At 66.3% G+C, this 13118-nt stretch carries 13 protein-coding genes and 1 pseudogene; 8 read left to right on the top strand and 6 right to left on the bottom strand.

All coding sequences use genetic code 11. The features are described from left to right. From ON45_RS19045 to ON45_RS19020, 6 genes and pseudogenes are all read left to right on the top strand, one after another. Positions 1 to 327: pseudogene (locus tag ON45_RS19045) on the top strand (VOC family protein); the annotation flags it as partial. 10 nt (positions 328 to 337) lie between these two features. After that, the gene (locus tag ON45_RS19040) at positions 338 to 1063 is read left to right on the top strand and encodes an SDR family NAD(P)-dependent oxidoreductase (RefSeq protein WP_040496098.1); all 726 of its coding nucleotides are present in this window, start codon (positions 338 to 340) and stop codon (positions 1061 to 1063) included. A 27-nt stretch (positions 1064 to 1090) separates the two neighbouring features. Further along, the gene (locus ON45_RS19035; protein ID WP_040496096.1) at positions 1091 to 2146 is read left to right on the top strand and encodes a phosphotransferase family protein; all 1056 of its coding nucleotides are present in this window, start codon (positions 1091 to 1093) and stop codon (positions 2144 to 2146) included. A 19-nt stretch (positions 2147 to 2165) separates the two neighbouring features. Continuing rightward, positions 2166 to 3731, top strand: coding sequence for a sulfatase family protein (locus tag ON45_RS19030; protein WP_040496094.1), 1566 nt, complete (start codon positions 2166 to 2168; stop codon positions 3729 to 3731). Positions 3732 to 3740: 9 nt separating this feature from the next. Continuing rightward, entirely contained in the window at positions 3741 to 4136 is a 396-nt protein-coding gene (locus ON45_RS19025) for a nuclear transport factor 2 family protein (protein ID WP_040496091.1), read from the top strand. Between the two features lie 43 nt (positions 4137 to 4179). Beyond that, the gene (locus ON45_RS19020) at positions 4180 to 4791 is read left to right on the top strand and encodes a carboxymuconolactone decarboxylase family protein (RefSeq protein ID WP_051063382.1); all 612 of its coding nucleotides are present in this window, start codon (positions 4180 to 4182) and stop codon (positions 4789 to 4791) included. A gap of 92 nt (positions 4792 to 4883) precedes the next feature. Here the strand turns inward: ON45_RS19020 and ON45_RS21895 are convergent, their stop codons facing one another. Next, a complete protein-coding gene (locus ON45_RS21895; RefSeq protein ID WP_051063380.1) occupies positions 4884 to 5282 on the bottom strand; it encodes a DoxX family protein in 399 nt (132 codons plus the stop codon). Positions 5283 to 5286: 4 nt separating this feature from the next. Then, complete coding sequence (locus tag ON45_RS19015) at positions 5287 to 6597, bottom strand: acyl-CoA dehydrogenase family protein (RefSeq protein WP_040496089.1); 1311 nt, start codon at positions 6595 to 6597, stop codon at positions 5287 to 5289. 276 nt (positions 6598 to 6873) lie between these two features. Here ON45_RS19015 and ON45_RS19010 point away from each other — a divergent pair, with 276 nt between their 5' ends. Next, complete coding sequence (locus ON45_RS19010; RefSeq protein WP_040496087.1) at positions 6874 to 8154, top strand: HNH endonuclease signature motif containing protein; 1281 nt, start codon at positions 6874 to 6876, stop codon at positions 8152 to 8154. On the opposite strand, the gene ON45_RS19005 is transcribed toward ON45_RS19010, so the two are convergent. From ON45_RS19005 to ON45_RS18990, 4 genes are read right to left on the bottom strand one after another with little or no spacing between them, the layout of a single operon-like run. Then, on the bottom strand, positions 8132 to 8491 hold the full coding sequence (locus tag ON45_RS19005; protein WP_040496085.1) for a DoxX family protein: 360 nt from the start codon (positions 8489 to 8491) through the stop codon (positions 8132 to 8134). The two genes, ON45_RS19010 and ON45_RS19005, sit on opposite strands and share 23 nt — an antisense overlap. Before the next feature lie 40 nt (positions 8492 to 8531). Continuing rightward, the gene (locus ON45_RS19000) at positions 8532 to 9185 is read right to left on the bottom strand and encodes an FMN-dependent NADH-azoreductase (RefSeq protein WP_040496084.1); all 654 of its coding nucleotides are present in this window, start codon (positions 9183 to 9185) and stop codon (positions 8532 to 8534) included. Further along, a complete protein-coding gene (locus tag ON45_RS18995; RefSeq protein WP_040496082.1) occupies positions 9185 to 10336 on the bottom strand; it encodes an acyl-CoA dehydrogenase family protein in 1152 nt (383 codons plus the stop codon). The genes ON45_RS19000 and ON45_RS18995 overlap by 1 nt, the downstream gene beginning before the upstream one ends. Before the next feature lie 23 nt (positions 10337 to 10359). Then, positions 10360 to 11061 carry a maleylpyruvate isomerase family mycothiol-dependent enzyme gene (locus tag ON45_RS18990; protein ID WP_040496081.1) on the bottom strand — a complete coding sequence of 234 codons (702 nt, stop codon included), beginning with the start codon at positions 11059 to 11061 and terminating at the stop codon, positions 10360 to 10362. Between the two features lie 183 nt (positions 11062 to 11244). Here ON45_RS18990 and ON45_RS18985 point away from each other — a divergent pair, with 183 nt between their 5' ends. Further along, complete coding sequence (locus ON45_RS18985; RefSeq protein ID WP_040496079.1) at positions 11245 to 13077, top strand: ABC transporter substrate-binding protein; 1833 nt, start codon at positions 11245 to 11247, stop codon at positions 13075 to 13077. Positions 13078 to 13118 lie beyond the last annotated feature (41 nt).

Below are 13118 nucleotides of genomic sequence, written 5' to 3'. Positions count from 1 at the left end.
GGCATGTGCCACTCGATCTACTTCGCCGGCCCCGAGGATCTCAGCCTCGAAGTCGCGACGTCGGCGAAGCCGATCGACGGGCGGGCCTGGATCGATCCCGAGGTCGTCGAACTCGCGGGCATCTCCGCCGACGAACTCGAGCGCTACCGCAACCCCGACGTCTTCGAGTCGACCGACACTCCGGTGCCACAGCCGGAGTTCGACCCGAACCGCCCGTGGCAGCGCGGGATCCCGCAGGAGATCTACGAAGCGATCATCGGCACGCCGGACGACGTGCTCACCGAGACGATGAGCGAGAACACCCCGCCCGTCCTGGTCGACGACTGACGCACCGACGGTGATCGACTTCACAGGGCGACAGGTACTCGTCGCCGGTGGGAGCAGCGGGATCGGCCTGGGCACCGCCCGGCGATTCCAGATGGCAGGTGCCGACGTGCACGTCACGGGAACCCGCGCGAGCGCTGCCGACTATCCGGACGGTGACCTCGACGGGCTCGTGTTCCATCAGCTCGACGTGGCCGACCCGGGCGCGGCGGAAGCACTCGCCACCGGCTTCGACGCGCTCGATGTGCTCGTGCCCAGCGTCGGCACGGTGGCGTACGGAGGAGCCGAGTACGACATCGACACGTTTCGGCAGGTCGTCGACGTCAACCTCAACGGCGTGATGGCGTTGTGCACGGCCTTCCGCTCGCACCTCACCGAGTCCGAGGCGGCGAGCATCGTCATCATCGGTTCGACCTCGAGCTTCATCGCCACCCCGGGCCAGCCCGCCTACTCCGCGAGCAAGGGCGCACTCGTCACGCTCACCAAGTCGCTCGCCGCCGCGTGGGCGAAGCACGGCATCCGGGTGAACGGAGTGGCGCCCGGCTTCGTGAACACCAAGCTCACCAGCCGCAGCCACGACGACCCCGACGTCTACGAATCCACGATCAGCAGAATCCCGATGCGCCGATGGGGCGAGCCCGAGGAGATGGGCGACGCCGCACTCTTCCTCGCCTCGTCGATGGCCGGCTACGTCACCGGGCAGATGCTGCTCGTCGACGGCGGCATCACCCTGATGTGATGGCCGAGATGGGATGAATTCGATCTGATGGCGAATCTCAACACACCGGCCGAGTCCGACACCTCACCTGTCTCCGACCCGCAGGACTGGGTCGGTCTCGAACTCTGGCTCCGATCCGAGGTGCCCGATCTCGACGGCCCGCTGCAGGTGGAGCAGTTCACCGGCGGCCACGCCAACCTCACGTACTGCGTGACCGTCGGGACCACCGAGTTGGTGGTCCGTCGACCGCCGTTCGGCGACATCGCGCCCGGCGCCCACGACATGGCCCGGGAGTTCCGGGTGCTGCGCGGTCTCGGCCCGGTGTTCGATCCGGCTCCGCGGGCGCTCGCGTTCTGTGACGACGTCTCGGTGATCGGCGCGCCGTTCCTCGTCGTCGAACGTCGCCGCGGACTGGTCGTGCGCGACGTCATCCCGCCCGGTCTGGCAGAACTCCCCGACGCTGCGTGCCGGGTCTCGATGGCGCTCGTCGACGCGCTCGCCGAACTCCATGCGATCGACGCCGCAGAGGTCGGGTTGGAGCGACTGGGCCGCCCCGACGGGTTCGTGGAACGACAGCTCGCCGGCTGGCATGACCGCTGGCACCGGATCCGTGGTGGAACCGCCGAACTCGGGCTGTTCGACCGGGTCCACGAACGCCTCGGGGCCACCCGACCGCCGACGACTCGCGTGTCGATCCTGCACAACGACTACAAGCTCGACAACGCCATGTTCACGCCGGGGGATCCCGACCGGGTGTCGTCGATCTTCGACTGGGACATGGCGACGCTCGGCGACCCGCTCGTCGACCTCGGCACGCTCCTCGGCTACTGGAAGGAACCGGCGGACCCGACCGATCGGGCTCCGACGATCGCCCTCGACATGACCGGCTTCCCCTCGCGCGACAGCATCGTCGAGCGGTACGCGGCAGCGGGTCACGACGTCGAACACGTCCAGTGGTACGAGGCGTTCGCGCTGTGGAAACATGCGGTGGTGCTCGCACAGCTGAACCATCGGTTCGTCGTCGGCGACAGCACCGACGAACGCCTCCGCGTGCTCGGCGATCACGTCGAACCGATCCTCGCACTCACCGATTCGCTCGTCTGATCCTGAAGGGAACCACGCCATGTCCGATCCCGCCGCACGTCCGAACGTGTTGTTCATCATCACCGATCAGCACCGTGCCGACCACGTCGGATTCATGGGCAACCCGGTCGTCAGGACACCCCACCTCGACGCGCTCGCCGCGCGCGGGACCGTGTTCGAGAGCGCCTGGGTGAGCAATCCGGTGTGCATGCCGAATCGGAGCACCCTCATCACGGGTCGGATGCCCTCGAACCACGGCGTGATCACGAACGATCGCTCCCTCGAGTGGGGGGCGAACACCTACGTCCGTCGATTCCGTGCCGAGGGCTACCGCACGGCACTGCTCGGCAAGTCACATCTCCAGAACGGCATCAGTCGGCTGACGTCGCGGGGCTCGCACGACGAACCGTCCATGGTTGATCCCTGGCCCGCCGGTTGGAACGAGCTCGAGTTCGCCGAGCACTTCCTCGACGGCGACCCCGACTGGCCCGACGACTTCTACGGCTTCGACACCGTCGAGCTGTCGCTCAACCATGGAGCGGCCGTCGAGGGGCACCACTACCAATGGGCGATGGAGCGTGGCGCCCGCCACGACGACCTCGTCGTCCCCCAGACCGCCGACAACCCGAAGGCGCGTGGCGGCGACCCCTGGTGGCAGGTGTACGACCCGCCGTACGGCGAAGAGTTCCACTCCAGCTCGTTCGTCGCCGACCGCACGATCAACTTCATCGAGGAAGCGGCGGAGGAGGGATCTCCGTGGTTGGCGTGGGCGTCGTTCCCCGACCCGCACCACCCGTTCACCCCTCCGGGGCAGTGGTACGACCGCCATGACGCCGCCGACATGGAACTCCCCGCCACGTTCGACGATCCGATGGACGGTGCCCCCGAGTACTTGAAGATGGCGCAGAAGATGTCGGTGCACGACATGAACCAGTGGGTCGCGCTCACGGGTGCGACGAGCCCCGAGGTCACCCGCGCCGCCATGGCCGCCAACTACGGAACGATCGAGATGATCGACGATCGCGTCGGGCAGATCCTCGCCACGATCGAACGCCTCGGCCAGACCGACGACACGATCGTCGTCTTCACCGCCGACCACGGCGACATGATGGGCGACCACCACCTCCTGCTCAAGGGATTCATGCACTATCGGGGCTGCGTCCAGGTCCCGATGCTGATCGCCGATCCGCGGCGCACGCCGGGTCGTTCGTCGTCGCTCATCAGCAGCATCGATCTTCCCTCGACTCTGCTCGACATGTGCGAGATCGACGGATACCACGGCATCCAGGGCGTCAGTCAGACACCCGTCCTCGACGATCCGACCGCATCGGTGCGCGACGCGGTGCTCATCGAGGACGACATGGACATCCCGCGGATGGGCCCGTTCCCCACGTCGATCCGCACCCTCATCACCCCGACGCACCGGTACTCGCGCTACGACACCGGCGAGGACCAGGTCTACGAACTCGGAACCGACGACGACGAACGCATCAACCTCGCCGCCGCCGACCCGCAGTTGCGCTCCGATCTCATCGAGCAACTCACCGACACGATGATCGCCCACACCGACAAAGCCCGCGCCGCACACGCCGTCGCGGCAAACTGAGGAGACGCAATGACCGCACACCCGACAGCAGACCAGAACGCCGACACGGTCGCAGATGCAGTCTTCGGTGCGATCGAGCGCGGCGACATGGAAGCACTCTCGACCCTGTGGGCTGACGACATCGAGGTCTGGCACAGCAACGACGGCGTCGTGCAGGACAAGGCCCAGAACCTCGCCGTCCTCGGCTGGATGATCAAGCAGACCGAGACGATCGAGTACCGAGACATCATCCGTGACCTCACCGCCGCCGGTTTCGCGCAGCGTCACGTGCTGGCGCTGACCTTCGACGGCGGGCGCACCGCAGACCTGCCGGTCGCGATCTTCGTGACGGTTCGCGACGGTCAGGTCACGCGGATCGACGAGTACGTGGATTCGGCCCACGTCGCCGCCGCGTTCAGCGGCTGACGATGCCTGCCGTCACCGCCGACGACACCCTGGAGACACCGACATGACGAACGACGCTGAATCCGGCCCCGAATTCGAAGGTCGCCACCATCTGGAGAATGCGATTCGTCCCGAGGTGTGGGAGGCGTTCTCCAAGCTCAACGCCCTGACGATGACGAACAACAGCATCGGACTCGAACTCACGCTCGAGGTGTTCACGATCGCGAGCCTGGCGGCGGGTTGTCGCCACTGCCAATCCCACGGGGCGTACGGCCTGTCGCTCACCGGCACCGACACCGAACGAATCCAGGCCCTGTGGTCGTTCGAGACCTCGAACCTGTTCTCCGACGCCGACCGGGCTGCGCTGCGCTTTGCGCTCGCTGCCGGCCAGTCCCCCGGAGCGGTGACCGCTGAGCACCACCGTGAGATGCGCGCCCACTTCACCGACGCCCAGATCGCCGACACGCTGTCGGTCATCTGTGTCGCCGGGTGGCTGAATCGTTGGAACGACGCGCTCGCCACCGTGACCGATCAGGAATCGATCGATTGGGCGGAGGAACACCTGTCCGAAGTCGGTTGGTCGGCGGGCAAACACGTCGGCGCGGCCGAGGAGCAGCGCCAGGCCCACCCGAGCACCATGTGGGCCCTCGGCAAGGACCCGCTGCAGCGCGACTGAACGCCGATCGCCCACGGTCCTCGCTCGCGAAGACCAGCACGTGCTTCCTGCTCCCCCGGGCGGGGGACGGCACGTCCGGGTTCCGAGCGGTCTCAGAGAGAAACGGTGGGCGACGGATGCGCGTCGGCTTCGTCGATGGCTTCCGTGAAGTCGCCCCACTGAACGATGACGACGGCCACCAACACGGCGATCACCGCCAGGGTGAACAGCACCTCGGGCGGCCCCTTGAACCGCAGGTTGGTCACCGCCGCACCGATCATCGTCGGCAGCACCAGCAGCGCTCCGGCGACCGCGCACCACGGCCACCAGATGCCGGCGATCAGGAGCAGCGCGGCAGGGATCTCGACGACGGCGGTGAACACGGCGACACGGTAGGAATAGCCGAACAGTTCGAACGACTCCACCATGTGCGGATGGCGGGTGAGCTTCATGTAGCTCACCATGAGGAACAGCGCAGCGACCAGGCCCTGCAGAATCCAGAGGACGATCATCGGACTATCTCCCGCTCGGTGTGGCGTGGGCGCTGGCGTCGCGCGCTGGCGAATCGGATGGGTCGGAGTGCTTCGCGGCGTCGCGCTCGCTGGCCTTGTTGTAGGACTTGACGAGCGCTCGTCCGTAGTCCTCTCCCTTGGCATCGACGTCGAACACGATGTGACCCGAACCTGTCAACACGTCCCGGTAGATCCGCTGGAGCTCACTGCCACCGAAGTGGGCATGGGCCCCACTGGCCTCGAGGATCGAGAAGATCGCACTCCGAGCGTCACGGGCCGCATCGGCGACCATGAACTGCAGTTCGGCCGACTCCAACCCGCTCACCGGGTCTGGACGCGCCGTGATCCCGATCATCAGGTCGGCCACCGCTCGGAGGGTGCGCTCGGACTTCGCGACCTGCATGGCGACGTTGCCCAGCCGCAACTGTGCGGAGGCCTTGTCCTGCTGAGTGGTCGCACTCATCAACTGCACGCGGGTCGAGAGCCGCTCCTGGAAGATGGCGAGCGCGCGCTTCGCGGCGCCCACCATCGGAATCGCCGCCGCGAGTGGCAGGAGCCCGAACGCCGGAAGGCGGTACATGTCATAGTGCTCGTGCGCCGTGCTTCTGCGTTTCGGTGGTGGGATCGGAGACGCGAATCTCTCCGGAACGAAGACTCCGTCCACTACGACGTCGTGGCTTCCCGTACCTCGCATGCCGGCGACATCCCAGGTGTCCTCGACACGCACGTCCTCTCGGGGCAGCAGATACACCCGGAGAATGGGAGCCTCGTCGGTGAATTCCAGCGCGGTCAGGATGGCCCAGTCGCCGTGCACGATTCCGGAGTTGAAGTGCCACCTCCCGCTGAGTTCGAAGCCACCCTCGACCTCGTTCGCCACGCCGCCCATCGGATTCACGGCTCCCGGCACGAGCACATAGGGCTGGGCGGAGAAGATCTCGTCGACGGCCTCGACACCGAGCGACGCCGCGACGATCCAGTTGTGCTCCATGTAGAAGGTGGTCAGCCAGCCCGTGGAGCAGCAGGCCTGCGCCACTTCGAGACCGATGTCGATGAACTCGTGGGGGTCGATCTCGTAGCCGCCGTATTCGTGCGGCACGAACGACTTGAACACGCCGGTCGCCTCGAGCGCCGCCACCACGTCGTCGTGAGGACGCCGCAGCGATTCCGCCTCGGCAGATTTCTCCGCGATCAGAGGTGTCACCGATCGGATCCGGTCCAGCAGTCCCTCGTGGGGCAGGTCGGCACCGAGGTGGTCGCGGTCTCTGCGCAACTGGACCGGAATCGTCGTCGCGGACTCGTCAGCGAACGTGTTCATGCAACCTCTGACATCTGTCGGGAGCCCCCGGTGGGACCAGGGGGTCGACGATCGCCGCTCGAGCGGATCGGATCTGCATTGCTCATGGTGCCTCCAGTGCCCCGCCCTGGCGATCGTGCATCGCCGGGGCCGAACTCAGCGCAATATTGTATGACAATATGACCAACGTCAAGTCGATGCGGGAGAGATGCGACCGTCCCCACCCGACAAGACGAGGGGACCGCCGCTCACGGACCTCGAGAAACCCTGAGGTACCCCCGTGCGCATGATGGGGCCATGCAGTTGTCGGGGGTCGTCGAGCGGTTGGAACGGGTGGTCGCCGCCACAGGCTCGCCCGATGTCGCGCCCGCCGAGTTGAGGGCTGCACTCGAGGCGACCTCGGAAGTCCAGTCGTTCGTGGCGGCGCAGCGCGCCGAACTGGTACGGGCGCTGGGCGAGCATCCCACGTCGTTCCCCGAGGCCGTCATCGCCGACACATCGGGCTGCTCGCTCCGCACCGCCTCGCAGGAGAAAGAGCGCGCCGACACGCTCGGCAGAGCGACAGCGCTGGCCGATGCACTGTCCGATGGAGCGATCTCCGCTGGACATGTCGACGTCGTCACCCGGGCCACGCGCAACCTCGACGAGGCGGGCACGTCATCGCTCCTGGGCGACGACGAGACCTTGGCGGAAGCTGCGGCCAAGCGTTCGATCGCAGAGTTCGATGCCTACGTGAAGCGCAAGGCCAAACAGCACGACACGTCGGATGCCGAGGATCGTCTGGAGCGACAACGACGCGCCACCCGGCTCCGCACGTGGACCGACGGTGAGGGCATGTGGAACCTGAACGGTCGATTCGATCCCGATCTCGGCAAGGACCTCGCCCGACGGATCGCCACGGCGACCCGTCGTGCGTTCGCCGAGGAGACACCCGCAACGGCGCCCACCAACCCGATCGAACGCACACAGCATCTCGAAGGCCTGGCACTCGCCGACCTGATCCTGGGTACCGCATCGGCCGGCTCGTCTACCGGGCCACCGATCGTGGTCGTCGATGCCTCCCGATCCGATGGAGCGGGTGGGCCCGTCGTCGACTGGGGACTCCCGGTCGAGTTGCCGCCCTCGGTCCTGCACACCGTGCTCGGGGCGAGTGACCCCGATGTGGTGATCGTCGCCAACGGGCTCGTCCTCCACGCTGCCGGGCGTCTCGACCTCGGTCGCATCACCCGTCTCGCCAACCGCGCCCAGCGGCGAGCGCTCCAGGCCCTCTACTCCACCTGCGCAGTACCCGGCTGTTCGGTTCACTTCGACCGCTGCAAACTCCATCACGTCGACTTCTGGCGACACGGTGGGCGAACAGATCTCGACAATCTGTTGCCGGTCTGCCAGCACCACCACACGCTCATCCACCAGGCCGGTTGGACCATCACCCTCGACGCCCGTCGAGAACTCACCATCCGGATCCCTGACGGACAGGTCCTCCGAACCGGCCCGCCCAAACGCAGCGCCGCGTCGCGCGGACCCAAGCCAGCCCGAGATGTTGCCGACCCGGCGGTCAGGCAGCGGCGGTCGCGATGATGTGCAGCACGGCCACGGCTGCCAGCACGAGCGACGGTGCGGCAGCTTTTGGTGGATCGCCCGCTTTGAGGTGGGTGACGGCGGCTCCGATCCCGACGACGACGAGACCGGCCGCAGCGGCGATCCCCACCGCGTCCAGGTCGCTCGACAGCATGCCCACGACCACACCCACGGCGCCGGCGAGTTCGGCGGCGCCGATCAATTGGAACTGCACCGTCGAGAAGCCGAGGTGATCCGCGTTCTGGACCATCTGGTCCTGCTTGGTGAGCTTGGGCAGGGCGGCGAACGCGAACGCGAGCGCGAGGAGGATGCCGGTGACGATGGCGACGATGTTCATGAGCGTGACTCTTCCAGTTCCTGTCGATCGACGTAGGAGTTCAGTCTGGCGAGAGTTCTCTCGCGAACCCACGCCCCGCGACGCGCGATCGTTCGACACCATCGGCCGCTGTGGCTTCACGCTCCTCCGTGGTCCAGGCCGTCGTGGGTTCGACGATCACCGATTCGGCGACATCGAAGCCGATCAGGTCGAACAGGTAGCGCAGGTACGGCTCCTGGTGATCTTCCATCTCCGGGCTCCGGCCGTCGTACGCGGACGATCGGGTCAGGATCAGTTGCGCACGCTTCCCCACGCCGATGACGCCGACGTGGCGGCCCTCGGCGTCGAGGGTGAACGACTGGAGGGGTTGGACGACGACGTCGATCCAGGCCTTCAACGCGTGCGGGATGTTCCAGTTCCACATCGGCGAGCTGATCACGAGCGCATCGTGTCGGGCGACCTGATCGATCTGCGCCGTCACCTGTTCCCAGATCGCCGCTTGCTCCGGAGTGTGCGGCTCACCGAACAGAGGACCGAGCTTGGCCAGCGCAGCCTCCCGACCGAATGCGACGATCTCGTCGGACCAGACGTCGAGGTGGGTGATCTCCACGTCGTCCACTTCGGACTCGAGCGTTTCGAGGAACGCCCGTGCGCACGACGACGACAGCGACCGCTCCCCTTTCGGGCTGCCTTCCACCCACAGAATCGACGTCATCAGACGAGTTGGTTCGTGATCGGCTGGCCGAAGAGCTGGCGCGTGTGGTCGCCGTAGCGCGACTCGCGCTCGAAGACCACATGGTTCGCCGCAGTGTTGATGTCCCGTCCGCAGCGCTGGATCGGATTGTCGAGCATCGCCCCACTGGCACCGACGAGCGAGGCGATCACATTCGTCGCGTCGCGGCACATGAACACCGCGTGCGCGATCTGGCTGACCCACGCGGAGCGCTCGTCGACGGTGGCGTCGTGACGACGGTCGATGATCTTCGCCAGCGCGTCACGCATCAGGAGCTCGGCAGCGTCGATCGACAGCGATGCCTCGGCGATCAGCCCGAAGTTCCCTTCGCCCTTCACCGTGCCCGTGGCACCGATCTTCTCCTTCACCTGTTCACCGAACGCCGCCCGAGCGCCACGAGCCGCACCGAGGCACGGCAGGCCCGCAGCGAGCGCGAGGATCGGGACCAGCGGCGTCGAGTACAGCGGGGCGTCGTATCGTTCGGCGATCCCCCAGCTCCCGTCGAGGATGCCGAGGAAGGGCACCGCCCGGTCCGCCGGAACGAACACGTCGTCGATGATGAAGTCGAGCGAACCGGTGCTGCACATGCCGGAGATGTGCCACGTGTCGACCGTGTCGACCTCGTCGGTCGGGAGGAGGAACATCATCGGCGTCGCACCACCATCGGCGTCCATCACCAGGCATCCGGCCATCACCCACGTCGAGTGGACGATGCCGGTGCCCCACGACCAGCGGCCGTTGACCCGGTAGCCGCCATCGGTCGGCGCGGCGGTACCGCCTCCGATGTTGAGCGCAGCCGGTGCGAGCACGTGGTCGGCATCGCCGTAGACCTCGTCCTGGACCGCGTCGGGGAACTCGGCGAGCCAGAACGCGTGCTCGATGTAGAAGCCGATCAACCAACCCATCGCGGCGTCGGCCTCGGCGAGGATCAACACCACCTCGAAGAAGGTGTCGACATCGAGTTCGTACCCGCCGTAGCGCTTGGGCACCATCATCGAGAAGAGACCGCTGTCGCGTGCCGCCTCGATCACCTCGTCGAGCGGTCGCCGTGCGATCTCGCCTTCCCGCGCCTTCTCACTCAGGAGCGGAGCGAGATTGCGCGCGGCTCGGATGCAGTCGTCGTGGGTCATCATGGTCGTCCTCGATTCGTGGATGTCTATTCGTGGATGTCGGTCTCGGCGAGCGGGTTGTGCACCAACCCGGGCGCGTATCGTTCGATGTCGCCGTCGTGGTCGGTGGCGCGGAGTTGGTTCATCGACCGCCGGCCCCCGGTGAGTCGGAACATTTCCCAGAGGCTGCCGCGCACTTCGAGTTCGACGTCGCCGGTGCCGTACTCGAAGGTGTGGTCACCACCGATCACACGGATCGCCTGCAGACCATTCGCCTCGAGGTCCTTCTCGACGAAGCTCGTCTTGGCCGACATGACCAATTCGACGCCCGACGAGTTCCGATCCGACTGCGTCCCGAGTGCACCGGCGATGTCGTGCTCGTGGCTGAGCAAGTCGATGACGAGCACACCGACCTGGGGGACCTTGCGCAGCAGCGCTTCGAACGCCGGACCGCTCTGCGCCCACCTTTCGAGCTGATCGGCCACGCTCACGTCGGCTCGATCGGCGACGACCTGGTCGACCCACACCTGTGTGTCACCGCTCGGGCCGCGCCCCGCGGAGACCTCTTCGGCGGCGCCATTGAGGTGACTCAACAGGTCGCGCACCCGCCAGTCCGGGCAGGTCGGCACGATCTTCTGTTCGTCCTCAGCGGAGATGCCGTCGAGCAGCGCCGTCGTGCGCAGCCGGGACGCCTCGTACTCCTGGGCCCAACGTTCGCCACTCGGCTGGATCAGATCATCTGCACTCATCGATGTACTCCTGCTTTGAATCCTCGGAAGGCTTCACAATTGCGCCTTGCGTTGCCAGAAGTATTGTATGACAATGGGACCGAAGTCAAGCCCCACGCTTGGCGCGCGTCGACGACCGAACGTCGGCGAGAAGTCATCCAAGGACAATCGACAGCGCTCATCCGGGGCGCACGAGGGGGAACCATGAAACACGAAGCACGCCGTGTCGCCACACTGCTCGTTGCAGGGGCGATGATCGCCGCATCCTGCGGAGGCAGCGACGACGACGGCAACGACAGCGACACCGAAACCGAATCCGTGGAGTCCGGTCCCGACGAGGAGACTCCCGACGAGGAGACGACCGACGTCGAGACGACCGACGAGGAAGCGGACGAAGAAGCCGACGAAGAAGCACCCGACGAGACCGCCGCCGAAGATGCGACGGACGACGAAGCCGCGGGAGAGGATGCTCCGGACGATGCGGAGACGGCAGACATCCAGCGCGGCGGAACACTCACCTACCTCCTCGAAGCCGAGTCCGACACGTGGGACATCCCGGGCGCCAACTGCGCGGTGTCCTGCATCACGGTGATGAACGCCGTGGCCGACACGATGACGACCGTGAACGAGGACGGCGAGATCGAGCCGTTCCTCCTCGAGTCGTTCGAGGCCAACGACGACTTCACCGAGTTCACACTCGTGATGCGCGACGGTGTCACGTTCCACGACGGCACGCCAGCCGACGGTGCAGCGGTGCAGCGCACGCTCATCGAAATGGCCAGTGGCGTGCTCGCCGGTCAGACGTACTTCGACCTCGCCAACGGCGCTCCCAACAACCCGGACAACCCGGGCGACGCGGCGGACTCGATCGTGCTGAACGACGACGGGTCGGTCACGGTCAGCTTCGCGAATCCGTATTCCACGTATGGCATTTTCCTCGCGAATCGCGGTGGCTGGCTGATCGCACCGAGCTTCTGGGACAATCCGGACCGCGCGGGTGCTCCGATGGTGGCGACCGGTCCGTTCATCATGGAGAACCAGGTTCGCGGTGAGGTCACCGAACTCGTCGCCAACCCCGACTACTGGCGCGACGGCGCCGACGGTGAGCCGCTGCCGTATCTCGACGCCGTCAACTTCCGTCCGGTGCCCGACGTCTCCGCACGTCGCGCCACGATGGAAGCGGGCGATGCCGACGTGAACATGGACTCCTTCGGTGAGAACCAGGAATTCTGGAACGGCGAGTGGATCGAAGAGGGCAACGGCGTCGTCGAAGAGGACCCGGCACGCGAGGTCACCTTCCTCATGTTCAACAACTCGGTCCCGCCCTTCGACGATCCGCAGGTACGCGAGGCGCTGACGCTGTGCACCGATCGCAACGAGTACCTGAGCTTCCGTGAACCGGGAAATGCCCTGGCCAACGGCCCCTTCTCCGAAGGTTCGCCGGGGTATGTCGAGGACCCGGGCTTCCCGCAGTTCGATGCCGAAGCCGGAAACGCGTTGTTCGACGAGATCGGCCGCCCCGAGGTGATCACCTACGGCACGACCAACGTGCCGGCCAACCTGCTCACCGCGGAACTGTTCGCCGACATGTGGAGCGCGAACTGCGGCCTCAACGTGGAGATCGACCAGTTCGAGCAGGCCGAGCTGATCACCAAGGCAATCACCGGTGACTTCGAGGTGTTCTCGTGGCGCAACCACGGCCAAGGCCACCCCGGGATGGAGTACGTGTGGTGGCACAGCCGATTCTCCGAGGGCCTGGCGCTCAACTTCGGTCGCATCGTCAACCCGGAGCTGGACGAACTGCTCGAGCAGTCCTGGGCGACGGCGGACCCCGACGAACTCGATGCGATCGGTCAGGACATCAGCGAACTGTTCGCCGAGAACGTGTTCAACATGTGGCTCAACACCACGGAGTGGGCGAACCCGTACCGCGAGGGCGTCCACGGGCTCCAGCACCTCACCCTGGAGTCGGGCAACCCCAACCAGCAATCGATCGCCGGCCGCGTCGAAGTCGACGAAGCCTGGATCGAGAGCTGACCATCTGAGAGGGGTGGGTGCGGCGCCGAGTGCGCCGCACC

Origin of the sequence: Ilumatobacter nonamiensis YM16-303 (assembly GCF_000350145.1) — a bacterium.
Classification (GTDB): domain Bacteria; phylum Actinomycetota; class Acidimicrobiia; order Acidimicrobiales; family Ilumatobacteraceae; genus Ilumatobacter_A; species Ilumatobacter_A nonamiensis.
Note: the sequence above shows the minus strand (reverse complement) of the source record. Positions and strands in the feature narration are given on the sequence as shown.

Bases quoted from the DNA above. Each gene is read 5' to 3' on its own strand.
- ON45_RS18990 (WP_040496081.1), bottom strand. From the start codon at position 11,061: ATGAGTGCAGATGATCTGATCCAGCCGAGTGGCGAACGTTGGGCCCAG.
- ON45_RS21895 (WP_051063380.1), bottom strand. From the start codon at position 5,282: ATGATCGTCCTCTGGATTCTGCAGGGCCTGGTCGCTGCGCTGTTCCTC.
- ON45_RS19010 (WP_040496087.1), top strand. From the start codon at position 6,874: ATGCAGTTGTCGGGGGTCGTCGAGCGGTTGGAACGGGTGGTCGCCGCC.
- ON45_RS19015 (WP_040496089.1), bottom strand. From the start codon at position 6,597: ATGAACACGTTCGCTGACGAGTCCGCGACGACGATTCCGGTCCAGTTG.
- ON45_RS18995 (WP_040496082.1), bottom strand. From the start codon at position 10,336: ATGATGACCCACGACGACTGCATCCGAGCCGCGCGCAATCTCGCTCCG.
- ON45_RS19030 (WP_040496094.1), top strand. From the start codon at position 2,166: ATGTCCGATCCCGCCGCACGTCCGAACGTGTTGTTCATCATCACCGAT.
- ON45_RS19005 (WP_040496085.1), bottom strand. From the start codon at position 8,491: ATGAACATCGTCGCCATCGTCACCGGCATCCTCCTCGCGCTCGCGTTC.
- ON45_RS19025 (WP_040496091.1), top strand. From the start codon at position 3,741: ATGACCGCACACCCGACAGCAGACCAGAACGCCGACACGGTCGCAGAT.
- ON45_RS19000 (WP_040496084.1), bottom strand. From the start codon at position 9,185: ATGACGTCGATTCTGTGGGTGGAAGGCAGCCCGAAAGGGGAGCGGTCG.
- ON45_RS19020 (WP_051063382.1), top strand. From the start codon at position 4,180: ATGACGAACGACGCTGAATCCGGCCCCGAATTCGAAGGTCGCCACCAT.
- ON45_RS19035 (WP_040496096.1), top strand. From the start codon at position 1,091: ATGGCGAATCTCAACACACCGGCCGAGTCCGACACCTCACCTGTCTCC.
- ON45_RS18985 (WP_040496079.1), top strand. From the start codon at position 11,245: ATGAAACACGAAGCACGCCGTGTCGCCACACTGCTCGTTGCAGGGGCG.